This window comes from Pseudomonas sp. HY2-MNA-CIBAN-0224, from assembly GCF_040310285.1.
GTDB lineage: Bacteria > Pseudomonadota > Gammaproteobacteria > Pseudomonadales > Pseudomonadaceae > Aquipseudomonas > Aquipseudomonas helleri.
Genome location: NZ_JBEOPQ010000038.1, coordinates 1 through 21,972 on the forward strand (window position 1 = coordinate 1; position 21,972 = coordinate 21,972).

Consider the following 21,972-nt stretch of genomic DNA (forward strand, 5'->3'; position numbering starts at 1 on the left):
TGTATACGCTCGTCGTGTACAAGTACGCTCAGCTTGCACCGGCGCTGCACAGCTGCCTACTGGCAGATCTGCTAGGTCCCCCCCTGACTGTGGCGCTTTTTCGGCCGCAGTTTTAGGGTGGGCGTGCGATGAACGCAACTACTATTCACGTCTCCCGAATGGGGTTAAATACTTTTGATTTAAAAGATTGAAAAGAATTCTCCTGTCCTTTTGGCACGTTTACCCGCGACTTTAGAACAAACTCTTCTTTTGGAACATAGACACCGTCCATCTTCCCCAACGGCACACCATACCGATGCTCAAACAACACCTTTATCTGCTTCAAAGAATAAAGGGTCATCACATTATTCACATAACCTTTCACAGGAAGCCCTATGGCAGTCGACAGTTGCTGCGCATATGAACTTTCTGCCCCCATGGCTGTTTTACACGATATAAGCCTAATGGACGAATAGTCATCGAGACCGCTATCCTCAATGGAAGCCACCAACTTTTCGATCGAAAGGGCGCGATTATCCGCGCCATATACCATGCGTCCCTTAGAACTATGCCCGTTGATCACTAAACGGATATTTCCATCTTTCAACCTCTCTTTGGCCGCCAACACACTTGGTAAAAGCTCGGTAAATTCACTCAGCTTTACATACCCTTTTTTTGCACCTGAATAGCTGACCTTAGGAATAATGGTTGTAACTCCATTAAGCATTTTAAAAAAATAGCTAGCATGGCCAAGTGAATCGACTTGGTTTGCCGGGTCTCCCCCACAATACCCATACGCATTAATCCCGCCTTTCCCAAACGGGCTCCAACTGTCCGGGCTGTTAAAACGCATCAACACCGGGTTAAACGCCCGATACCCATTGCCCAACAAGTAATGCCCCGTCACCGGGTCAGCCCGTTCGCCATTAAAGCCCAGCACACTGGCCACGCCGCTTTCAGCCGGGCGATGGCCATACACGCTGTAAGCAATGGGTTGAGTTTTATCGGGGTTAACCGTGTGCAACACCGAACGTTGCAGGTCGGTGGCCAGCAGGTTGCTGCCACCCGCCCCGCCCTCGGCCAACACGTGATCGCCCACCTGAAACACACTGCGCTGCACCGCGCCCTCAATTTCGGTAGTCATGCGCGAGCGGTTGTAAAAGCGCCGAATACCCGCCGTCTGGATCAAGCGGTCCAGTGGGTCGTAGGCATAGAGGACTGTGGGCATGTGTATACGCTCGTCGTGTACAAGTACGCTCAGCTTGCACCGGCGCTGCACAGCTGCCTACTGGCAGATCTGCTAGGTATAAACCTCTGTACGAGCGAGCTTGCTCGCGATCTTTTAAAAGATCAAAAGATCGCGAGCAAGCTCGCTCCTACAAAAAACGTGAGCCCCCTTGGAACCGTGAAAATCAGCCGTTTCGTACGACGTTTCGCTTTCAATCCAAGGACACTTCCGAGAAAATCCCGTTCGCTTGCGTCCACTCCATTCGGGGCATAGTCTCGGCCATCGCTGCCAAAAACAGCGGTCGGGTTTAGTAGCCCGGTTTAGTTCGGCGCAAGGCGCCACCTCCGCGAGGCGCTTTTTTACGGCCTGCGTTTTATGGTGGTCGTGCGCAGGGCGCCTTCGGGCGCGCCGGGTCCCGAACTTACCGGTCTACTAACCTGCGTGCGGCTGCCACCTTCGTTTAGTAGCGACAGGTACAGCTCCTTTAATTAAGTTCGGAGTTGTAACCATGAAAAAACTGACACCCGATCCACCTGTCACATCCCCCGATGCCGTTGAGCGCACGTCACAGTTACTGGACCGTGCGGCGACTGATCGCGCCCTTGATTACTACCTGCACAACCATAAGCCTCCACGGCACATGGATCAGGCCATGTATGCCATACCCGGCAGCGTCAATTTAGAAGCGGCTTTGGCCCAGGCGTCAGACTTGTTGCGCTGTATGGTTGCTTCGGCGAGTGAGGCGGGGAATGGTTTGAGCGGCAATCAGCACGATGTGGTGCTGTCCATCGGGCACTTGGCGGAGCTGGCCAAGACCTTTGTCGATACATCGCTGGACCGTCTGGTCACGCACTAAACGGCACGCGCCTGAGTGCAAGCAGGCGCGTTAAAAGCACTGCGTATTGGATTGAAATCGGGCTTATCCGGGTGTAAAAGTTACTGGTCTATAGTAATCACTGGATAACCCTTGCCTGATAAGAGCTGCTCTATCTGAAACCATTGAACTCACGCGTACATAGCGAGCCATTGGATCGGCTGCGGTACTATCAACAACATCCAGCAGGTAACTTGAAGGCCTGCGCTGTACCTCCCCCTTGTAACCCGTTACGGGTACATTCAAATAATCAGAGAGTTCTTGAGCAAAAGATTTTCCCGTATAGCTGGCCACATCTGCAGAATGACACATTATTAAATTGACCTCTTTGGCCTTCTTCATAAGCCCATTTGACACTAGCGCTTTACCCAGTTCTTCTGCTGTAAACGCTTGGCCACTAGAAGCAATAACGCCTACCTGTTTACCACCGTGTTCATAAAAACCACCATGCCCTACTACCTCAAGCCTCGAGAATTTATGATCATTGGCTACTGTTCGGCCCGCATAAATATTCGGCATTAACACTTTAAAATCCATCATTAACTGGCTCTCCAGGTCGATTGAGCTACGTCTGGCAATGACGGGAGCCGCCTGTACTGCGAGAGATCTTTTACTCCCTGACTTAAACAACCAATTTTTCAACGCACGCCAAAAATGCCCGCTGGGATCAACCCGATTAACCGGATCGCCCCCCGCATACCCATAACTATTAATCCCGCCTCGCCCAAACGGGCTCCAACTGTCCGGGCTGTTAAAGCGCATCAACACCGGGTTAAACGCCCGATAGCCATTGCCCAATAAATAATGCCCCGTCACCGGGTCAGCCCGTTCGCCATTAAAGCCCAGCACACTGACCACACCGCTTTCAGCCGGGCGATGGCCATACGCGTTGTAAACAATCGGTCGGGTTTTATCGGGGTTTACTGCGTGCAACACCGAGCGTTGCAGGTCGGTGGCCAGCAGGTTGCTGCCACCCGTCTCGGCCTCGGCCAATACGTGATCGCCCACCTGAAACACACTGCGCGGCACAGAGCCCTGGATTTCGGTGGCTAAACGGGCCTGGTTGTAGAAGCGCTGGTGATCGGCAACGGCTGTCAGTCGATCAAGTGGGTCGTAACGGTAGAGGCGGAGCATAGACACATCCATAGGTCAGCAAATGCCATTACCTTGTGCCCTGCACGACTCATTGCCTACTGGCAGAACTGTTAGGTACAGCTCGCTCCTACAGCTATCAGCATTCCACGGCACTTACAGCCAGACCGCCGCGTGAGGTTTCTTTGTATTTGTCGTGCATGTCGGCGCCGGTGTCGCGCATGGTGCGGATCACCCGGTCCAGTGAAATGAAGTGCTGACCGTCCCCGCGCAGGGCCATTTGCGCGGCGTTGATGGCTTTGACCGCCGCAATGGCGTTGCGCTCGATACACGGCACTTGCACCAGCCCGCCCACCGGGTCGCAGGTGAGGCCCAGGTTATGCTCCAGACCAATTTCAGCGGCGTTGCACAGTTGCTCGGGGCTGGCCCCGAGGATTTGCGCCAACCCGGCCGCGGCCATGGCGCAGGCCGAACCGACCTCGCCCTGACAGCCCACTTCGGCGCCCGAAATCGAGGCGTTCTTTTTGCACAAAATGCCAATCGCCGCTGCGCTTAATAAGTAGTCGACGACGTTGGCTTCGCTGACCTCGTCGCTGAACTTCATAAAGTAGTGCAGCACTGCCGGGATGATGCCCGCCGCGCCGTTGGTGGGCGCCGTGACCATGCGCCCGCCCGCGGCGTTTTCTTCGTTGACCGCCAGGGCGAACAGGTTGACCCATTCCATGGCGCTCAAGGTTGAGCCGATCACGTTGGGCTTGCCCAGTTCCTGCAAGCTGCGGTGCAAACGGGCGGCGCGGCGGCGCACGTTGAGGCCGCCGGGCAGGATGCCTTCGTGTTTCAAGCCGTGCTCGACGCAGTCCTGCATGGCGCGCCAAAGCTTGATCAGGCCACAGCGGATTTCATCTTCGCTGCGCCAGGTGCGTTCGTTGGCCATCATCAAGGCGGCCACGCTCAGGTGATGTTCGCGGCACAAATCAAGCAGTTCCACAGCGCTGCCAAAGTCATAGGGCAATTCGGTACGGTCCATGTCCATGACACCGCTGGCCGCTTGCGCCGCATCCACCACAAAGCCGCCGCCCACCGAGTAGTAGGTGTCGCGGTGCAGTTCGCCGCTCGCCGTCTCGGCGATCAGGGTCATGGCGTTGGGGTGGAACGGCAGGTTTTCGTCGAGCAGGCGCATGTCGCTGGCCCACACAAACGGGATGGGCAAATAACCATCGAGCAGCAAGGTCTGGCTGTCGTGCAGCTCAGCGATGCGCGGGGCGATCTGCGCCGGGTCAATGGCGTCTGGCCACTCGCCCATCAGGCCCATGATCACGGCGTTGTCGCTGCCATGCCCGATGCCGGTGGCCGACAGGGAACCGTAAAGCTGCACCTCAATGCGTCGCACCTGTTGCAGTTGGTCGCGTTCGCGCAACCCCTGCACAAACAGCGCAGCAGCCCGCATGGGCCCCACGGTGTGGGAGCTGGAGGGGCCAATGCCGATCTTGAACAGGTCAAACACGCTGATAGCCATGGGGACGAGCCTCGTAATGAGTGCTTGCATCATGGTCGGTTTCCAGCCCCTGAAAACGTCCAGCAACGACTCGCTATTGTCTGCCAGCGCCGTCGCCGTTTTATGCGGATCAGACGCGGGAAAAGTGCGGTTTTTGGGGAGGAAACGTCCAAATGCGACCTCGCAGGTATCAGATACGACCCTGCCTGTACTGGATGCGACGCGGGCGGTAGGCGTTTGATTTTGGCTGTTACATGATCAGTCTCGACTCGATTGCCAGATGCCAACCGGCATCACCCGAGGGGGCGGCTTTTCGATCGAAAACTGCCACCCAGACACACAGGAGTCGTTGCATGAAACATTCCTACCCTTTGCTGTTGGCTGCCGTACTGAGTCTGCCCGCCATCGCCCAGGCCGCCGAGCCTGCGCAGTGCAGCACGGTTAATTTTTCGGACGTGGGCTGGACCGACATCACGGTCACCACGGCGGTCACCAGCGCAGTACTGGATGCACTGGGCTACAAAACCAAAACCACCATGATTTCGGTGCCGGTGACGTACAAGTCCCTGGCCGATGGCAAAAACATGGACGTCTTTTTGGGCAACTGGATGCCCACCATGGAAAACGACATCAAGGCCTACCGCGATGCGGGCACCGTTGAAACGGTGCGCGCCAACCTGGAAAACGCCAAGTACACCCTCGCCGTGCCGCAGGCGCTGTATGACAAGGGCCTTAAAGACTTCGCTGACCTGCCTAAATTCAAGAAGGAACTGGACGGCAAGATCTACGGGATCGAGCCGGGCAACGACGGCAATCGCACGATTCAAAGCATGATCGACAAGAACGCATTTGGCCTCAAGGACGCAGGCTTCAAGGTGGTTGAGTCGAGCGAAGCCGGGATGTTGTCGCAAGTCGAACGCGCTCAGCGGCGCGGCACCGACGTGGTGTTTTTGGGCTGGGAACCGCACCCCATGAACACCCGCTTCAAAATGAAGTACCTCACCGGTGGCGATGATTTTTTTGGCCCCAACTACGGCCAGGCCACCATCTACACCAACACCCGCAAAGGCTACACACAGGAATGCAGCAACGTTGGCCAGTTGCTGAAAAACCTGGTGTTCACCCTCGACATGGAAAGCACGCTGATGGGCAAGGTGCTGGACGACAAGATCAAGCCGGATGTGGCTGCCAAAGCCTGGCTTAAACAGAACCCGCAGGTGCTCGACACCTGGCTCGCGGGCGTGACCACGGTTGATGGCAAGCCGGGGCTTGAGGCGGTCAAGGCCAGCCTCGCGAAGTAATCGCGGACGCCAGGCGGCTTGCCGCGCTGGCCCCGTTTTAACTCCACTTGCATGCGGACGTTCATACCATGCTGATAGATCACAAAATCCCGTTGGGCGAGTACATCGCCGACTTCGTCGACTGGCTGACCAAACATGGCGCCAATATCTTCGATGCCATTGCGACCACACTCGAAGCCATGATCCATGGCGTAACGTTTGCGCTGACCTGGTTCAACCCGCTGGCGTTTATCGGGTTGATCGCATTGTTTGCCCACCTGATTCAACGCAAGTGGGGGCTTACGGTCTTTGTTGCGTTGTCGTTTTTGCTGATCCTCAACCTGGGGTATTGGCAAGAGACCATGGAAACCCTCGCGCAGGTGGTGTTTGCCACCTTTGTGTGCGTGATCATCGGTGTGCCGCTGGGCATCGTCGCCGCGCATAAACCGGCGGTGTATACGTGCATGCGCCCGGTGCTGGACTTGATGCAAACCGTGCCGACGTTTGTATACCTCATCCCTACCCTGACCCTGTTTGGTCTGGGGGTGGTGCCGGGGCTGATTTCGACCGTGGTGTTTGCGATTGCCGCGCCGATCCGCCTCACCTACCTGGGCATTCGTGACGTGCCCCATGAACTGCTGGATGCCGGCAAGGCGTTTGGCTGTTCGCGCCGCCAGTTGCTCACCCGTATCGAACTGCCCCACGCCATGCCGAGCATCGCGGCCGGGGTGACCCAGTGCATCATGCTGTCGCTGTCGATGGTAGTAATCGCCGCGCTGGTGGGTGCTGATGGCCTGGGCAAACCGGTGGTCAACGCCCTGAACACGGCTGACATCGCGCTGGGCTTTGAAGCCGGGCTGGCGATTGTGTTGTTGGCGATCATGCTCGACCGGATCTGCAAACAGCCGGACGCCAAAAAAGGAGCTGACGCATGAGTATTATTCGCTTCGACAAGGTTGACGTGATCTTCGCCAAAAAACCGCGTGAGGCGCTGAGGCTGCTGGATGAGGGCCTTTCGCGGGATCAGATCCTGAAAAAAACCGGGCAGATTGTCGGCGTTGAAAAGGCCAGCCTGGACATCGACAAAGGTGAAATCTGCGTGCTCATGGGCTTGTCCGGTTCGGGCAAATCCAGCTTGCTGCGCTGTATCAACGGCCTCAACACGGTGAGCCGTGGCCAGTTGTTTGTGGAGCACGAAGGCAAGCAAATCGACATCGCCTCGTGTACCCCCGCCGAGCTGAAAATGATGCGCACCAAGCGCATCGCCATGGTCTTTCAAAAGTTCGCCCTGATGCCCTGGCTGACGGTGCGCGAGAACATCAGCTTTGGCCTGGAAATGCAGGGCCGCCCTGAAAAAGAACGCAAGGCGCTGGTGGATGAAAAGCTGGAGTTGGTGGGCCTGAGCCAATGGCGCAATAAAAAGCCCGACGAATTGAGCGGCGGCATGCAGCAGCGTGTTGGCCTGGCGCGGGCGCTGGCGATGGACGCCGATATTCTGCTGATGGACGAACCCTTCTCGGCACTTGACCCGCTGATTCGTCAGGGCCTGCAAGACGAGTTGCTGGAACTGCAACGCAAGCTCAGCAAGACCATCGTGTTTGTCAGCCACGACCTGGATGAGGCGCTGAAACTGGGCAGCCGCATCGCGATCATGAAAGACGGCAAGATCATCCAGTACAGCAAGCCGGAAGAAATCGTGCTCAACCCGGCCGATGACTACGTGCGCACGTTTGTCGCGCACACCAACCCGCTGAACGTGTTGTGCGGGCGCAGCCTGATGCGCACGCTGGACAACTGTAAACGCATCAACGGCTCGGTGTGCATCGATCCGGGGGATGATTCGTGGATCGACCTGCACGAAGGCAACACCATCAAAGGCGTGCGCAATGGCGCGGGCGTGGTGGACTTACAACAGTGGCGCAGCGGGCAATCGGTCGACAGCCTGGGCCGCAGGCCGACGCTGGTGGACTCTAATATCGGCATGCGCGATGCGCTGCAAATTCGCTACCAGACCGGTAACAAACTGGTGCTGCACGACAATCAGAAAGTGGTGGGGATACTGGGTGATACCGAGTTGTACCACGCGTTGTTGGGCAAGAATTTGGGTTAAGCCATCATGTAGCCGCTGCCGAAGGCTGCGATAAGGACCGCAGGGCCTTCAACAGCAGGGTCGCTTCGCAACCCATCGCAGCCTGCGGCAGCGGCTACATGCTCGATGCTCTTAGCTGTAAACCCGCCCAAGGAGCTGGCGATGGCTTTCAAACTGGTCAAGCACATCGCGGCAGATTTGCTCGTCAGTGAAGCCCATCAAGTCGTACTCCTGGTTGCCGTTGTGCAGGTACACCTCGGCCCGGTAGTAACGGCTGCGCACTTCGTCTTGCCCCGAGTCGCTCGGCGCGGCCAGGTAGCCGTCCAGGCTCACTTCGTAGACAAACGGGTTGCCTTCTTCCATGTCTACCCGCACGCCCATGCAGCGCTTGGCGGCGCCCAACAGGGTTTGCACTTCCAGGCCTTGTGCACGCAGTTGCGCTGCCGCTTCTTCCAGTGCCGGGGTCACGTGCCTGTCCATAAAGCGCTGCACCACCGCTTGGGTCGGTTGCAGGTCCTGGGTGGTCAAACGCTCGCTGAAACCACGACGACCACGGGCCGCCAGTTCCGCTTGCTCTTGTTCCACCAGGGTGTCCTGGCGCATGGCTTTGTGCAGGCCAAACATAAACAGCACCAGCACCACCGAGAACGGCAGGCCCGCCAGCACCACCATGGTTTGCATGGCCGCAAAGTTACCGGCAAACAGCAAACCGATGGTCACCAGGGTGATCACCACCGACCAGAAAATGCGCAGCCAGTGCGGCGCGTCTTCGTCTACGTCGCCGCCTTTGCACGACAGGTTGGCCATCATCACCGCGCCCGAATCCGCCGGGGTCAGGAACAACACGAAGCCAACAAAAATCGACACACCAATCACGATTTTCGACGCGGGGTAATGCTCAAGCAGTTGGTAAATCGCCATCGACGGTTGTTCAAGGGCGGTTTTGCCCAGCTCTACCGCGCCCTGGTTCACCACCAGGTCCAGTGCCGAGTTACCGAAAATCGACAGCCACGCCAGGGTAAAGCCCAGCGGAATCAACAGCACGCCGGCTACCAGTTCACGCACGGTACGACCACGGGAAATACGCGCGATGAACATGCCCACAAATGGGGCCCAGGAAATCCACCAGGCCCAGTAGAACAGGGTCCACAGGCCCAGCCAGCCTTCGGTTTTCTTGCTGTCGCCTTCGTACACGTACAGGTCGAAGGTTTTCATGATGATGCCGTTGAGGTAATCACCCACGTTCTGCACAAAGCCGTTAAGCAGGTGCAAGGTAGGGCCAAACAGCAGCACGAAAATCAGCAGGCCGCTGAACAGGATGATGTTCAGGTTGGACAGCCGACGAATGCCGTTTTCAACACCCGAGACCGCCGCGATGGTGGCCACGGTGCTCATCACGATGATCACGATCAGCAGGTTGGTGTTGCTGTGCGCCATGCCGAAGAGGTTTTCCAGCCCGGACGACACTTGCATCGAGCCGATGCCCAGGTTGGTCACCAGGCCCAGCAGGGTCACGAACATGCCGAAGCCGTCGACCGCGTGGCCCGCCGCGCCTTTGACCCAACGCTCACCCATCAGCGGGTACAGCGCCGAACGCAGCGCCAGCGGCTGGTTGTGGCGATAGGCAAAGTACGCCACGGCCAACCCAACCAGTGCGTAGATCGCCCAGCCGTGCAGGCCCCAGTGCAAAAAGGTCAGTTGCAACGCCTGACGCGCCGCTTCATGGCTGGCCGACACGCCTTCTGGCGGGTTGAAGAAGTGGTCCAGCGGCTCGGACGCGCCGAAGTACAGCAAGGAAATGCCGATACCCGACGAGAACAGCATCCCGGCCCACGCGCCGTAACTGAAGTCGGGCTTGTCTTGCTTGGTGCCCAGTTTCAGTTTGCCGTAGGACGAGAACGCCAGGCCCACGACAAAAATCAGATAGGCGGCAATCACCACCATGTAGTACCAGCCGAAGCTGCGCGACAGCCACTCTTGGGCAACGCCCAGAATGTGCCCGGCTTCTTCAGGGAAGGCGATCAAGATGGCAGTCAACAACAGTATCAAGGCGGTAGAGGTGTAAAACACCCAACCATTGACCGTCACCTTTTGTGGCGGGGTCTTTATAAGAGAGGCAGAACTCATTGCACGGGTGCTCCAGGCAAGTGCGACACAAGGACTAAAGGCAACGCACCACTCGACCAATCGGTTACATAGCGACCAACGGTCGAGTGATATAAAGACACCGCTAAAAAAACCGGACCCTGCCTGTCCCTGTAGGAGCGAGCATCGCTCGCGCCTACCGGCTCTCTGCATCCGGCGGTATTTACCGTGTCGTTTTCGGCACTTGTTGTAGGAAAAGCACCACAGCACGCGACGAATTGTCGCAGATCTTATTCTTTGTTGATTGAACGTTCAATCAAAACAAAATAGACTGGCCGTCGTTCAGTGATTGTCATGCGCTGCGCGCCGGCCCCAAGGAGATGCACACAATGCCCAAGGTCGGTATGCAACCCATACGCCGCCAGCAGTTGATCGAAGCCACGTTGACGGCGGTCGATCAGGTCGGGATGGCAGATGCCAGCATTGCGCTAATCGCCCGTTTGGCGGGCGTTTCAAACGGCATCATCAGTCACTATTTCAAGGACAAGAACGGTCTGATCGCCGCCACCATGCGGTATCTGATGAACGTTTTGATCGATAACGTCGCCGAGCGCCGCCAAGCACTCGACGATGACAGCCCAAGGGCGCACTTGAAGGTGATCGTTGAAGGCAACTTTGACGCGAGCCAGGTCAGTGGCCCGGCGATGAAAACCTGGTTGGCCTTTTGGGCAGCCAGCATGCACCAACCGTCGTTGCACAGATTGCAGCGGATCAACGATCACCGCTTGTACTCCAATCTGTGCTGCCAATTTCGTCGCGTGTTGCCGCAGGCTCAAGCCCGCAACGCCGCACGGGGCCTGGCAGCGCTCATCGATGGTCTATGGTTGCGGGGTGCTCTGTCGGGTGACGCTTTCGACACCGAACAGGCACAACGCATCTGCTACGAATACATGGATCTACAACTGGCGAAACAGGTGAGTTAGGCCTCAATTAACGCTTAACCCCTGAACTGTCGTGAATCTGCGGTGCCACAGTTAGATGGCACCCGATTGACGATTAACGCCCACCACTTGTCTGCACTTGCGAGGATTTTATGGCCCGTTTCGAATTGCAAAAACTCTACATCGACGGCGGCTACACCGACGCCGGTAGCGACGCTACTTTCGATGCCATCAACCCGGCTAACGGCGAAGTCCTCGCACAAGTGCAACGTGCGACCAAGGAAGACGTCGAGCGCGCTGTTGTCAGCGCTGAAAAAGGCCAGAAAATCTGGGCCGCCATGACCTCCATGGAGCGTTCGCGCATTCTGCGTCGCGCCGTTGAGATCCTGCGCGAGCGCAACGATGAACTGGCGGCTCTGGAAACCCTGGACACCGGCAAGTCGTACTCCGAAACCCGTTACGTCGACATCGTCACCGGCGCCGACGTGCTGGAATACTACGCAGGCCTGGCGCCCGCCATCGAAGGCGAGCAGATCCCGCTGCGCACCACCTCTTTCGTTTACACCCGCCGCGAGCCGCTGGGCGTTGTGGCCGGTATTGGCGCCTGGAACTACCCGATCCAGATCGCCCTGTGGAAATCCGCACCCGCCCTGGCGGCCGGTAACGCCATGATCTTCAAGCCAAGCGAAGTCACCTCGCTGACCACCTTGAAGCTGGCCGAGATCTTCACTGAAGCGGGCCTGCCAGACGGCGTGTTCAACGTTCTGACCGGCAGCGGCCGTGAAGTCGGCACCTGGCTGACCGAGCACCCGCGCATCGAGAAAATCTCGTTCACCGGCGGCACCGACACCGGCAAAAAAGTGACCTCCAGCGCCACCAGCTCTTCCTTGAAGGAAGTGACCATGGAACTGGGCGGCAAGTCGCCACTGATCATTTTTGACGACGCTGACCTGGACCGCGCGGCTGACACCGCGATGATGGCCAACTTCTACAGCTCGGGCCAGGTGTGCACCAACGGCACCCGCGTGTTCGTGCCAACCGCACTCAAAGCCGCTTTCGAAGCCAAGATTCTGGAGCGCGTTGCGCGCATCCGCATCGGCAACCCGGAAGACGAAAACACCAACTTCGGCCCGCTGGTCAGCTTTGCTCACATGGAAAGCGTGCTGGGCTACATTGCCAAGGGTAAAGAAGAAGGTGCCCGCTTGCTGTGCGGCGGCGAACGTCTGACCGAAGGCGCACTGGGCAAAGGCGCCTTCGTGGCCCCGACCGTGTTCACTGACTGCACCGACGAGATGACCATCGTCAAAGAAGAAATCTTTGGCCCGGTGATGAGCATCCTGACGTACGACACCGAAGAAGAAGTGATCCGCCGCGCCAACGACACCGAGTTCGGCCTGGCCGCCGGTATCGTCACCAAAGACCTGAACCGCGCGCACCGCGTGATTCATCAGCTGGAAGCGGGCATTTGCTGGATCAACGCGTGGGGCGAGTCCGACGCAAAAATGCCGGTGGGCGGTTACAAGCAATCGGGCATTGGCCGTGAAAACGGCATCAGCTCGCTGGCCCAGTACACCCAGATCAAATCGGTACAGGTAGAGCTGGGCGATTACGTTTCGGTGTTCTAAGCCCTGTGGGAGCGGGCTTGCCCGCGATGGAATCGCTGCGGTCTGCCTGACAGACCGCGTCGCATGAATCGCGAGCAAGCCCGCTCCCACGGTTTGTGCCACAACTTCAAAGAGGGTGCATTTTATGTCCCAAGAATTCGACTACATCATCATTGGTGCCGGCTCTGCCGGTAACACCCTGGCGACCCGTCTGACTGAAGACCAAGGCGTCACCGTGCTGCTGCTTGAAGCAGGCGGCCCGGACTACCGTTTCGACTTCCGTACCCAAATGCCTGCCGCGCTGGCGTTCCCGCTGCAAGGCCGTCGCTATAACTGGGCGTTTGAAACCGACCCGGAACCGCACATGGACGGCCGCCGCATGGAATGTGGCCGCGGCAAGGGCCTGGGCGGTTCGTCGCTGATCAACGGTATGTGCTACATCCGTGGTAACGCGATGGACTACGACGGCTGGGCAAAAAACCCTGGCCTGGAAGACTGGTCGTACCTGGACTGCCTGCCGTATTTCCGCAAGGCAGAAACCCGCGACATCGGCCCCAACGATTACCACGGTGGCGATGGCCCGGTCAGTGTGACCACGCCTAAAGCCGGTAACAACGTGCTGTTCCACGCCATGGTTGAAGCAGGCGTGCAAGCCGGTTACCCGCGCACCGAAGACTTGAACGGCTACCAGCAAGAAGGCTTCGGCCCGATGGACCGTACCGTGACGCCAAACGGCCGTCGCGCCAGCACCGCTCGCGGTTACCTGGACATCGCCAAACAACGCCCGACGTTGACCATCGTCACCCACGCCCTGACCGACAAGATTATCTTTGAAGGCAAGCGTGCGGTCGGCGTGCATTACATGACCGGCGACAACCACGTGCGCATTGAAGCCAAGGCGCGCAAAGAAGTCCTACTGTGCAGCGGCGCCATCGGTTCGCCGACTGTACTGCAACGCTCGGGTGTAGGCCCGGCCGAACTGCTCAACAGCCTCGACATCCCGGTGGTGCATGACTTGCCGGGCGTTGGCCAGAACCTGCAAGACCACCTTGAGCTGTACCTGCAATACGCGTGCACTCAGCCGGTGTCGCTGTACCCGTCGCTGCTGTGGTGGAACCAGCCGGCCATTGGCGCCGAGTGGCTGTTCGCCGGCAAAGGCATTGGTGCCAGCAACCAGTTCGAAGCCGGTGGCTTTATCCGCACCCGCGAGCATTTCGACTGGCCGAACATTCAGTACCACTTCTTGCCGGTGGCGATTAACTACAACGGCAGCAACGGTGTGAAAGAGCACGGCTTCCAGGCGCACATGGGTTCCATGCGTTCGCCGAGCCGTGGCCGGGTCAACGTGAAGTCCCGCGACCCGCGTGAATACCCGAGCATCCTGTTCAACTACATGTCCACCGAGCAAGACTGGCAAGAGTTCCGCGACGGCATCCGCCTGACCCGTGAAATCATGCAGCAACCGGCACTGGACGCTTACCGTGGCCGTGAAATCAGCCCGGGCATCGACAAGCAGACCGACGAAGAGCTGGACACGTTTATCCGTGAACACGCCGAAACGGCCTTCCACCCGTCCTGCTCGTGCAAAATGGGCACCGACGAGATGGCCGTGGTTGACGGCGAAGGTCGCGTGCATGGCCTGCAAGGTCTGCGTGTGGTCGATGCCTCGATCATGCCGCTGATCACCACCGGTAACCTGAACGCGCCGACGATCATGATCGCCGAGAAAATCGCCGACAAGATCCGTGGCCGCCAGCCATTGCCGCGCAGCACCGCCGACTACTACGTCGCAGGCGATGCCCCGGTGCGTGGCAAGCCCCTGCGCGAAGTGAGCCGCACCGCGCAGTAACACCCCTGTAGCCGCTGCCGCAGGCTGCGATCGAGCCCGAAGGGGTCGCGCTTTTTAAAAGCGAAGACCCTGCGGGCCTTATCGCAGCCTGCGGCAGCGGCTACACACGTTTCATTCTCCCCCGCTTGCCCCCACCTCTACGCAGGCCTACTCTAGGGCCTCGTTTCGCGTCTCACTCCCCGCTGTACACCCGATTTCCCGCTTTCGGAGGTCCGTGCATGTTCGATTTCCACCCTCAGCTCAAGCAGCGCTTCGCCGCCCTGCGTACCCGAGCCGAGTTCTTTTCGCTGCGTTATGTACGTGAATCCGGGCAATACCTGTCGGTACGCAAGAACATCGCAGAACCGCCTTATTTCAATCACGATCAAGGGGCGATGCTGACCGTCCGGCTCAAGGGCGTGGAAGCCTACGCGGCCACCAACGATTTATCCCAGGCGGGGCTGCAAGCCGCGTTGGAACGTGCCGAAGCCCAGGCCCAGTTGATCGCCGACCACGCGCTGCTCGACCTGAGCCACGAGCCGGTGTCTAACGCCAAGTTTGATTACTGCTCGCCCGATCTCGACCAGGCGTTCCCGTCCCTGAGCGACTGCTATGCGCTGCTGGGCGCCGAGTCAGCCGCCGTGCCCAAGGACGAGCGACTGGTCAGTTGGGTCGCCTCGCTGGGGCTGACCCATGTCGAGCAGATCTACCTCAACAGTGCAGGCGCCGAGCTGCGTCAGGCGCAACGCTTTGTCTTCCCCGGCATGAGCGTGACCGCCTACGACGGCCAAGACAGCCAAAGCCGCACCCTGGGCCGCGATAACTTTGGCCAGCAAGGCGGCGCCGATGTGATCCGCCGCTGCGGGCTGATCGGCGCAGGCCCCACGGTGGCCGACCAGGCGCTGCAATTGCTGCTCGCCCCCAACACCCCGCAAGGCACCCGCGACCTGCTGCTGATGCCCGACCAGATGATCCTGCAGATCCACGAGTCCATCGGCCACCCGCTGGAGCTGGACCGGATCTTGGGTGACGAGCGCAATTACGCTGGCACCAGCTTCGTCAAAACCAGCGACTTCGGCAGCCTGCAATACGGCTCCAAACTGCTCAACGTGACGTTCGACCCGACGATTCCCGAGCAGCTCGCCAGTTACCGCTTTGACGATGACGGCACCCCGGCCAGCAAAGAATTCTTGATCCGCGAAGGTCTGCTCCTGCGCCCGCTGGGCGGCGCGCTGTCGCAGTTCCGCGCAGGCCTCGAAGGCGTGGCCAACAGCCGCGCGTGCAGCTGGAACCGCGCCCCGATTGACCGCATGGCCAACCTCAATATCGAGCCGGGCGATCAGTCCATGGCGCAGTTGATTGGCGGCATTGAGCACGGCATTTTGATGGCCAACAACCGCTCATGGTCGATTGACGATGCCCGCAACAAGTTCCAGTTCGGCTGCGAATGGGGCCAGTTGATCGAAAATGGCGAACTCAAGGGTGTGGTGAAAAACCCCAACTACCGGGGTATTTCCGAGCAGTTCTGGCGCAACCTCAGCGCCGTGGGCGACGCCAGCACCTTTAAAGTGCTGGGCACGCCCAACTGCGGCAAAGGTGAACCCAACCAGGTGATCCGCGTGGGGCACGCGTCCCCGGCCTGTGTGTTCAGTCAAATTGATGTGTTTGGAGGGGATGCCTGATGGGTACGCCAATGAGTCAGGCCGAGCAGTTCGAAGGGTTGGTGGCGTGGCTGCGCAAGGCGCTGGTCAGCCCCGAGCAATTCACCGTGGGCTACAACGCCGAAACCTCGGAATTTATTCGCTTCAACAAAGGCAAAGTGCGCCAGGCCGGTGTGGTTCAGCAGGCCAGCCTTAGCCTCAAGCTGATCAACGAAGGCCGCCATGCCAGCGTCAACGTGACCCTGGCCGGTGAGCCTGCGGTTGACCAACAACGCGTGGCCGATGCGCTGAAACAACTGCGCGACACCGTGCCGCTGCTGCCGGTCGACCCGTACCTGCTGCTCAACCCCGAGCCGTGGCACAGCCACACCGAGCAGGCCGAAGCGTTGCCGGACACGGCGCAGGTGCTGGATGAAATCCGCCGCGCCGCCCACGGGGTCGATCTGGTCGGCTTCTACGCCAGCGGCCCGATCAGCTACGGCTACGCCAGTTCGCAAGGCGCGTTGGGCTGGCATGAGGCCAACAGTTTCAACTTTGACTGGAGCCTGTTCCACAGCAACGGCCAAGCGGTTAAAGCCAGCTACGCCGGTGCCCAGTGGGACAGCGAGCGCTTCGCCCAGCGCATGCAACTGGCCCGCGAGCAGTTGGCGTTTCTCGACCGCCCGGCCCACGTGCTGGCCCCCGGCGAGTACCGCGCTTACCTGGCCCCTGCGGCACTGGAAGAAGTCATGAGCATGCTCTGCTGGGGCGGCTTCTCGGCCCAAGCGCTGGCCAGCAAATACAGCCCGCTGCAAAAGCTCTATGGCGGTGATGCCGAGCTGAGCCCGCTGGTGTCGCTGGACGAACACGTAAGCCAGTCGTTAAGCCCGGCGTTTTCCGGCGAGGGCTACCCGCGCCAGGACTTGTCGCTGGTCAAACACGGCAAGGCCGCCGAGCAACTGGTGAGTTCGCGCAGCGCGGCCGAATACGGCCTCAAGGTCAACGGCGCGCCGGGCAGCGAAGCACCCAGCGCACTGGCGATGGCGGCCGGTCAACTGGCGCAGGCCGATATCCTCAAGCAGTTGGGCACCGGGCTGTACATCAGCAACCTGTGGTACTTGAACTACTCTGATCAACCAGCAGCACGCCTGACCGGTATGACCCGGTTCGCCACGTTCTGGGTCGAAGACGGCGAGATCAAGGCCCCGGTGAATACCATGCGGTTTGATGACAGCGTGTACAGCCTGCTGGGTTCGCAACTAGAAGCACTGACGGCAGAGCGGGAGCTGCTGGTCTCGGCCAGCACCTACGACCAACGCCAGACTGCATCGAATCTATTGCCGGGTGCGGTGGTCAAAAAACTCACGCTCACGTTGTAAGAGGCAGCATCACTCCAAATTGTGGGAGCGGGCTTGCTCGCGATGGCAGCGGCACGATGATGCAGGCATACCGAGTCGCCTGCATCGCGAGCAAGCCCGCTCCCACAGGTTTTTGAATGATCACAACAAGAGGTCCTATGCCCGAACGTCCGGTTCTCACGCCCGAAATTTTACGGTGGTTGCCTTGGGTGGTGGCCATCGCGTTTTTCATGCAGTCGCTCGACGGCACGATCCTCAACACCGCACTGCCGGCCATGGCCAGCGACCTCAAGGAAAACCCGCTGCGCATGCAAGGGGTGATCGTTGCCTACATGCTCACGGTGGCCTTGCTGATCCCGGCTTCGGGCTGGATTGCTGACCGCTTCGGCACCAAAAAAATCTTCTTCAGCGCCATTTTGCTGTTCAGCCTCGGCTCGCTGCTGTGCGCCTTGTCCGGCACGCTCAATGAATTGATCGCCGCCCGTGTGCTTCAAGGGCTGGGCGGTGCCTTGATGGTGCCGGTCGGGCGGCTGGTGGTGCTCAAGGCCTACCCGCGTTCGGAGCTGGTGCGGATCATGGGCTTTATTACCATCCCCGGCCTGCTCGGCCCGCTGATCGGCCCCACCCTGGGCGGCTGGATGGTGCAGTACCTGAGCTGGCACTGGATCTTTTTGATCAACCTGCCGGTGGGCATGCTGGGCTGCTGGGCGGTCTGGAAAATGATCCCCGACTTGCGCGGCGACGGGCGCTCACGCTTCGATGCCTGGGGCTTCTTGCTGTTTGGCGCGGCCATGGTGTTTATCACCATCGCCATGGAAGGCCTGGGCGAACTGCACATGCCGCACCTGCGGGTCATGTTGCTGCTGTTTGCCGGGCTGGCGTGCCTGGCGGCGTACTGGCTGCGGGCCGCCAACATCAGCAACCCGCTTTTTTCCCCGACGCTGTTTAAAACCAAAACCTTTGCCGTGGGCATTTTGGGCAACCTGTTTGCCCGCCTGGGCAGCGGCGCCTTGCCGTTTCTGGTGCCGTTGCTGCTGCAAGTGGCGCTGGGCTATTCACCGTCAGACGCCGGCATGAGCATGTTGCCGCTGGCAGCCGCCGCCATGCTGGCCAAGTGGGGCGCACGGCCGTTGATCGAGCGTCTGGGTTATCGCACGATCCTGACCGGCAACACGCTGGCACTCGGCATCATGCTGGCCAGCATGGGCCTGGTCACGGCTCAAACCCCGTACCCGCTGCTGCTGACGATGCTGGCCATTCTGGGTGCCATCAACTCGCTGCAGTTCACCGCCATGAACACCGTAACCCTGATCGACCTTGACGATGCCAGCGCCAGCAGCGGCAACAGCTTGCTCTCGGTGGTGGCGCAGTTGTCGTTGAGCCTTGGGGTTGCCTGTGCCGGTGCCTTGCTGGGCGGGTTCTCGGGCGACGGCGCCGGTGACGACGTGCACACCGTGCTGGGGGCGTTCCAGTTGACCTTCCTGACCGTCGGCATCATGGCCATGCTGGCAGCGGCGATCTTCTTGCAACTGTCACCGCAGGACGGTCGCAAGCCCAAAGCCAACTCGGAGCATGAGCTGGATCATTAATAGGGCCTTTGTCTCGCGATCTTTTGATCGTCTAAAAGATCGCGAGGCAAGCTCGCTCCTACAGAGAAGGTGATGACTTCTCGTCCAGAATGTTCGGGCATTGGGCAACGGGCTGTTACACTGCGCGACATTTTGTTTTGCAGGCCAGTCCCGTGACCACCATTGCCACCGCTTTCAACACGCTCCCCCTGTCCGCCGCCATGCTGGCTAACCTCGACTCCCTCGGTTATGCCCAGATGACGCCGATTCAGGCGCAGAGCTTGCCGGTGATCCTCAAAGGCATGGACCTGATCGCTCAGGCCAAGACCGGCAGCGGCAAAACCGCCGCCTTCGGCATCGGCCTGCTGAACCCGATCAACCCGCGCTACTTCGGCTGCCAGGCGCTGGTGATTTGCCCTACCCGCGAACTGGCTGACCAGGTGGCCAAGGAAATTCGCCGTCTGGCCCGCGCCGAAGACAACATCAAAGTGCTGACCCTGTGTGGCGGCGTGTCGTTCGGCCCGCAAATCGGCTCGCTGGAGCACGGCGCGCACATCATTGTCGGCACGCCGGGGCGTATCCAGCAGCACTTGCGCAAAGGTTCGCTGGTGCTCGACGGCCTGAACACGCTGGTGCTCGACGAAGCCGATCGCATGCTCGACATGGGCTTCTACGACGCCATCGAAGACATCATTGTGCAGACCCCGGCACGTCGCCAGACCCTGCTGTTTTCGGCCACTTACCCGGTGGGCATCAAGCAGTTGGCCTCCAAGTTCATGCGCGACCCGCAGCAAGTCAAAGCTGAGGCGCTGCACACCGACAGCCAGATCGAGCAGCGTTTCTACGAAATCGCCCCCGATGAACGCATGAGCGCCGTGACCAAAGTGCTGGGGCACTTCCGTCCGCAGTCGTGCGTGGCGTTCTGCTTCACCAAGCAGCAGGTACAAGAAACCGTTGATCACCTGACCTCCAAAGGCATTTCGGCTGTTGGCCTGCACGGCGACCTGGAACAACGCGACCGCGATCAAGTGCTGGCGATGTTCGCCAACCGCTCGACCTCGGTGCTGGTTGCCACCGACGTGGCCGCCCGCGGTCTGGACATCGACGCGCTGGATATGGTGATCAACGTTGAGTTGGCCCGTGATTCGGAGATCCACATTCACCGCGTTGGCCGTACCGGCCGTGCAGGCGAAAAAGGCATCGCGATCAGCCTGGTGGCGCCGTCTGAAGCGCACCGCGCCCAGGCCATCGAGCAACTGCAAAAGGCCCCGCTGAACTGGGAGTCGCTGGACACCCTGACCTCCAAGGGCGGCGCCCCGTTGCTGCCCGCCATGAGCACCCTGGTGATTGGCGCAGGCCGCAAAGACAAAGTCCGCCCGGGCGACATTCTGGGTGCCCTGACCGGCGACGCAGGCATCCCCGGTGCCCAAGTGGGCAAAATCGCGATCTTTGACTTCCAGGCCTACGTGGCCGTGGATCGCACTGTTGCCAAGCAGGCTTGCCAGCGCTTGAGCGAAGGCAAAATCAAAGGCCGCTCGCTGCGCGTTCGGGTGTTGTAATTCCCCCCACCCCGTCCCTGTAGGAGCGAGCTTGCTCGCGATCTTTGCTTTTAAAGATCAAAAGATCGCGAGCAAGCTCGCTCCTGCAGAGTTCCCCGCCGTATTTGAGGACACCGCTTTGCGTACCACCGACGTTGTGATTATTGGCGCTGGCGCCGCAGGTTTGATGTGCGCACTGACCGCTGCCGGGCGTGGGCGCAAGGTGTTGCTGATCGACCACGCCAACAAGGCGGGCAAAAAGATCCTGATGTCGGGCGGTGGGCGCTGCAACTTCACCAATATGTACACCGAGCCTGGCAACTTCCTGTCGCAGAACCCGCACTTCTGCAAGTCGGCGCTGGCCCGCTACACCCAATGGGATTTCATCGAGCTGGTGAGCAAGCACGGCGTGCCTTACCACGAGAAAAAACTCGGCCAGCTGTTTTGCGATAACAAGTCCAGCGACATCCTTGAGATGCTCCTCAGCGAGTGCCAGCAAGCCGGTGTCAGCCTGCACCTGGACACCTCGGTCGAGCAGATCGAAAAAACCGACAGCGGTTACAGCCTCAAAACCACACTGGATCAGTTGAACTGCCAGTCGCTGGTGATCGCCACCGGCGGCTTGTCGATCCCGACGCTGGGCGCCACCGGGTTTGGTTACCAAGTGGCCAAGCAGTTTGGCCACACCTTGCTGCCGACCCGCGCAGGGCTGGTGCCGTTCACCATCACCGATCAGCTCAAAGAGATTTGCAGCGAACTGTCGGGCACCTCGGTGGACTGCCTGGTGAGCTGCAACGATCAGAGTTTTCGCGAGAACATTCTGTTCACCCACCGCGGCCTGAGCGGCCCAGCGATTTTGCAGATCTCGTCGTTCTGGAACAGCGGTGACACGGTTGAGATCAACCTGTTGCCGGATCTGGATGCGCTGAGCTGGCTGCAAGCGCAACAGGCCGAGCGCCCGAACAGCGAACTGAAGACCCTGCTCGGGGAAATCTTCACCAAGAAGATGGCCAACTTGCTGGCCGAGCATTGGTTCGTGTCCAAACCCATGAAGCAATACACCCCAAGCGAACTGGCCGACGTGGCTAACAAGCTGGCGTGCTGGACCGTCGTGCCCGCCGGGACCGAAGGCTATCGCACCGCCGAAGTCACGCTGGGCGGCGTGGACACTCGCGAAGTGTCGTCCAAGACCATGGAATCGTTGAAAAGCCCCGGGCTGTATTTTGTCGGCGAAGTGCTGGATGTAAGCGGCCACCTGGGCGGTTTCAACTTCCAGTGGGCGTGGGCATCCGGGTATGCCGCAGCGCAGTTTGTTTGACACGCCCCCTGCACTAAAAATATTTTCTGTTCGATGTGAACAGTGCCATTGCACT

At 59.5% G+C, this 21,972-nt stretch carries 16 protein-coding genes; 12 read left to right on the top strand and 4 right to left on the bottom strand.

Annotation, left to right across the window (positions count from 1 at the left end):
* Nucleotides 1–145: 145 nt before the first annotated feature.
* Nucleotides 146–1,207: an RHS repeat-associated core domain-containing protein gene (locus AAEZ03_RS16865; RefSeq protein WP_350580141.1), complete on the bottom strand. Its 1,062-nt coding sequence runs from the start codon at nt 1,205–1,207 to the stop codon at nt 146–148.
* Nucleotides 1,208–1,715: 508 nt separating this feature from the next.
* On the opposite strand from AAEZ03_RS16865, the gene AAEZ03_RS16870 reads away from it, so the two are divergent.
* Entirely contained in the window at nt 1,716–2,063 is a 348-nt protein-coding gene (locus tag AAEZ03_RS16870; protein ID WP_350580144.1) for a DUF6124 family protein, read from the top strand.
* A 63-nt stretch (nt 2,064–2,126) separates the two neighbouring features.
* Here AAEZ03_RS16870 and AAEZ03_RS16875 read toward each other — a convergent pair whose 3' ends face one another.
* Together AAEZ03_RS16875 and AAEZ03_RS16880 are read right to left on the bottom strand one after the other, a co-directional pair.
* Complete coding sequence (locus AAEZ03_RS16875; protein WP_350580146.1) at nt 2,127–3,215, bottom strand: RHS repeat-associated core domain-containing protein; 1,089 nt, start codon at nt 3,213–3,215, stop codon at nt 2,127–2,129.
* Between the two features lie 97 nt (nt 3,216–3,312).
* Nucleotides 3,313–4,689 (bottom strand): L-serine ammonia-lyase, encoded by a 1,377-nt coding sequence (locus tag AAEZ03_RS16880; protein WP_350580148.1) that lies wholly within the window; start codon nt 4,687–4,689, stop codon nt 3,313–3,315.
* Nucleotides 4,690–5,021: 332 nt separating this feature from the next.
* Here AAEZ03_RS16880 and AAEZ03_RS16885 point away from each other — a divergent pair, with 332 nt between their 5' ends.
* The 3 genes from AAEZ03_RS16885 (at nt 5,022) to choV (ending at nt 8,058) form a co-directional block, all read left to right on the top strand.
* On the top strand, nt 5,022–5,969 hold the full coding sequence (locus tag AAEZ03_RS16885; protein ID WP_350580150.1) for a choline ABC transporter substrate-binding protein: 948 nt from the start codon (nt 5,022–5,024) through the stop codon (nt 5,967–5,969).
* A gap of 68 nt (nt 5,970–6,037) precedes the next feature.
* On the top strand, nt 6,038–6,883 hold the full coding sequence (gene choW / locus AAEZ03_RS16890; RefSeq protein WP_048373962.1) for a choline ABC transporter permease subunit: 846 nt from the start codon (nt 6,038–6,040) through the stop codon (nt 6,881–6,883).
* Nucleotides 6,880–8,058: a choline ABC transporter ATP-binding protein gene (choV, locus tag AAEZ03_RS16895; RefSeq protein ID WP_350580152.1), complete on the top strand. Its 1,179-nt coding sequence runs from the start codon at nt 6,880–6,882 to the stop codon at nt 8,056–8,058. Before choW ends, choV begins: the two co-directional genes overlap by 4 nt.
* A 111-nt stretch (nt 8,059–8,169) precedes the next feature.
* Here choV and AAEZ03_RS16900 read toward each other — a convergent pair whose 3' ends face one another.
* Nucleotides 8,170–10,107 (bottom strand): BCCT family transporter, encoded by a 1,938-nt coding sequence (locus AAEZ03_RS16900; RefSeq protein ID WP_350580186.1) that lies wholly within the window; start codon nt 10,105–10,107, stop codon nt 8,170–8,172.
* Between the two features lie 404 nt (nt 10,108–10,511).
* On the opposite strand from AAEZ03_RS16900, the gene betI reads away from it, so the two are divergent.
* From betI to AAEZ03_RS16940, 8 genes are all read left to right on the top strand, one after another.
* Nucleotides 10,512–11,105 (top strand): transcriptional regulator BetI, encoded by a 594-nt coding sequence (gene betI, locus AAEZ03_RS16905; protein WP_048373954.1) that lies wholly within the window; start codon nt 10,512–10,514, stop codon nt 11,103–11,105.
* Between the two features lie 110 nt (nt 11,106–11,215).
* Nucleotides 11,216–12,688 carry a betaine-aldehyde dehydrogenase gene (gene betB, locus AAEZ03_RS16910; RefSeq protein WP_123750845.1) on the top strand — a complete coding sequence of 491 codons (1,473 nt, stop codon included), beginning with the start codon at nt 11,216–11,218 and terminating at the stop codon, nt 12,686–12,688.
* Between the two features lie 124 nt (nt 12,689–12,812).
* Nucleotides 12,813–14,516, top strand: a complete 1,704-nt coding sequence (gene betA, locus AAEZ03_RS16915) for a choline dehydrogenase (protein WP_048373952.1) — start codon at nt 12,813–12,815, stop codon at nt 14,514–14,516.
* 218 nt (nt 14,517–14,734) lie between these two features.
* A complete protein-coding gene (locus tag AAEZ03_RS16920; RefSeq protein ID WP_048370833.1) occupies nt 14,735–16,177 on the top strand; it encodes a TldD/PmbA family protein in 1,443 nt (480 codons plus the stop codon).
* Nucleotides 16,177–17,514 carry a TldD/PmbA family protein gene (locus AAEZ03_RS16925; protein ID WP_048370835.1) on the top strand — a complete coding sequence of 446 codons (1,338 nt, stop codon included), beginning with the start codon at nt 16,177–16,179 and terminating at the stop codon, nt 17,512–17,514. Before AAEZ03_RS16920 ends, AAEZ03_RS16925 begins: the two co-directional genes overlap by 1 nt.
* 137 nt (nt 17,515–17,651) lie before the next feature.
* Nucleotides 17,652–19,082, top strand: coding sequence for a multidrug transporter subunit MdtD (mdtD, locus tag AAEZ03_RS16930; protein ID WP_048370838.1), 1,431 nt, complete (start codon nt 17,652–17,654; stop codon nt 19,080–19,082).
* A 200-nt stretch (nt 19,083–19,282) separates the two neighbouring features.
* Nucleotides 19,283–20,620, top strand: coding sequence for an ATP-dependent RNA helicase DbpA (gene dbpA, locus AAEZ03_RS16935; RefSeq protein ID WP_241486415.1), 1,338 nt, complete (start codon nt 19,283–19,285; stop codon nt 20,618–20,620).
* A gap of 118 nt (nt 20,621–20,738) precedes the next feature.
* On the top strand, nt 20,739–21,917 hold the full coding sequence (locus tag AAEZ03_RS16940; protein ID WP_123750932.1) for a BaiN/RdsA family NAD(P)/FAD-dependent oxidoreductase: 1,179 nt from the start codon (nt 20,739–20,741) through the stop codon (nt 21,915–21,917).
* Nucleotides 21,918–21,972 lie beyond the last annotated feature (55 nt).

Excerpts from the sequence above, each read along its gene's own strand:
- AAEZ03_RS16865 (WP_350580141.1), bottom strand. The coding sequence starts at position 1,207 with ATGCCCACAGTCCTCTATGCCTACGACCCACTGGACCGCTTGATCCAG.
- AAEZ03_RS16870 (WP_350580144.1), top strand. The coding sequence starts at position 1,716 with ATGAAAAAACTGACACCCGATCCACCTGTCACATCCCCCGATGCCGTT.
- AAEZ03_RS16875 (WP_350580146.1), bottom strand. The coding sequence starts at position 3,215 with ATGCTCCGCCTCTACCGTTACGACCCACTTGATCGACTGACAGCCGTT.
- AAEZ03_RS16880 (WP_350580148.1), bottom strand. The coding sequence starts at position 4,689 with ATGGCTATCAGCGTGTTTGACCTGTTCAAGATCGGCATTGGCCCCTCC.
- AAEZ03_RS16885 (WP_350580150.1), top strand. The coding sequence starts at position 5,022 with ATGAAACATTCCTACCCTTTGCTGTTGGCTGCCGTACTGAGTCTGCCC.
- choW (WP_048373962.1), top strand. The coding sequence starts at position 6,038 with ATGCTGATAGATCACAAAATCCCGTTGGGCGAGTACATCGCCGACTTC.
- choV (WP_350580152.1), top strand. The coding sequence starts at position 6,880 with ATGAGTATTATTCGCTTCGACAAGGTTGACGTGATCTTCGCCAAAAAA.
- betI (WP_048373954.1), top strand. The coding sequence starts at position 10,512 with ATGCCCAAGGTCGGTATGCAACCCATACGCCGCCAGCAGTTGATCGAA.
- betB (WP_123750845.1), top strand. The coding sequence starts at position 11,216 with ATGGCCCGTTTCGAATTGCAAAAACTCTACATCGACGGCGGCTACACC.
- betA (WP_048373952.1), top strand. The coding sequence starts at position 12,813 with ATGTCCCAAGAATTCGACTACATCATCATTGGTGCCGGCTCTGCCGGT.
- AAEZ03_RS16920 (WP_048370833.1), top strand. The coding sequence starts at position 14,735 with ATGTTCGATTTCCACCCTCAGCTCAAGCAGCGCTTCGCCGCCCTGCGT.
- AAEZ03_RS16925 (WP_048370835.1), top strand. The coding sequence starts at position 16,177 with ATGGGTACGCCAATGAGTCAGGCCGAGCAGTTCGAAGGGTTGGTGGCG.
- mdtD (WP_048370838.1), top strand. The coding sequence starts at position 17,652 with ATGCCCGAACGTCCGGTTCTCACGCCCGAAATTTTACGGTGGTTGCCT.
- dbpA (WP_241486415.1), top strand. The coding sequence starts at position 19,283 with ATGCTGGCTAACCTCGACTCCCTCGGTTATGCCCAGATGACGCCGATT.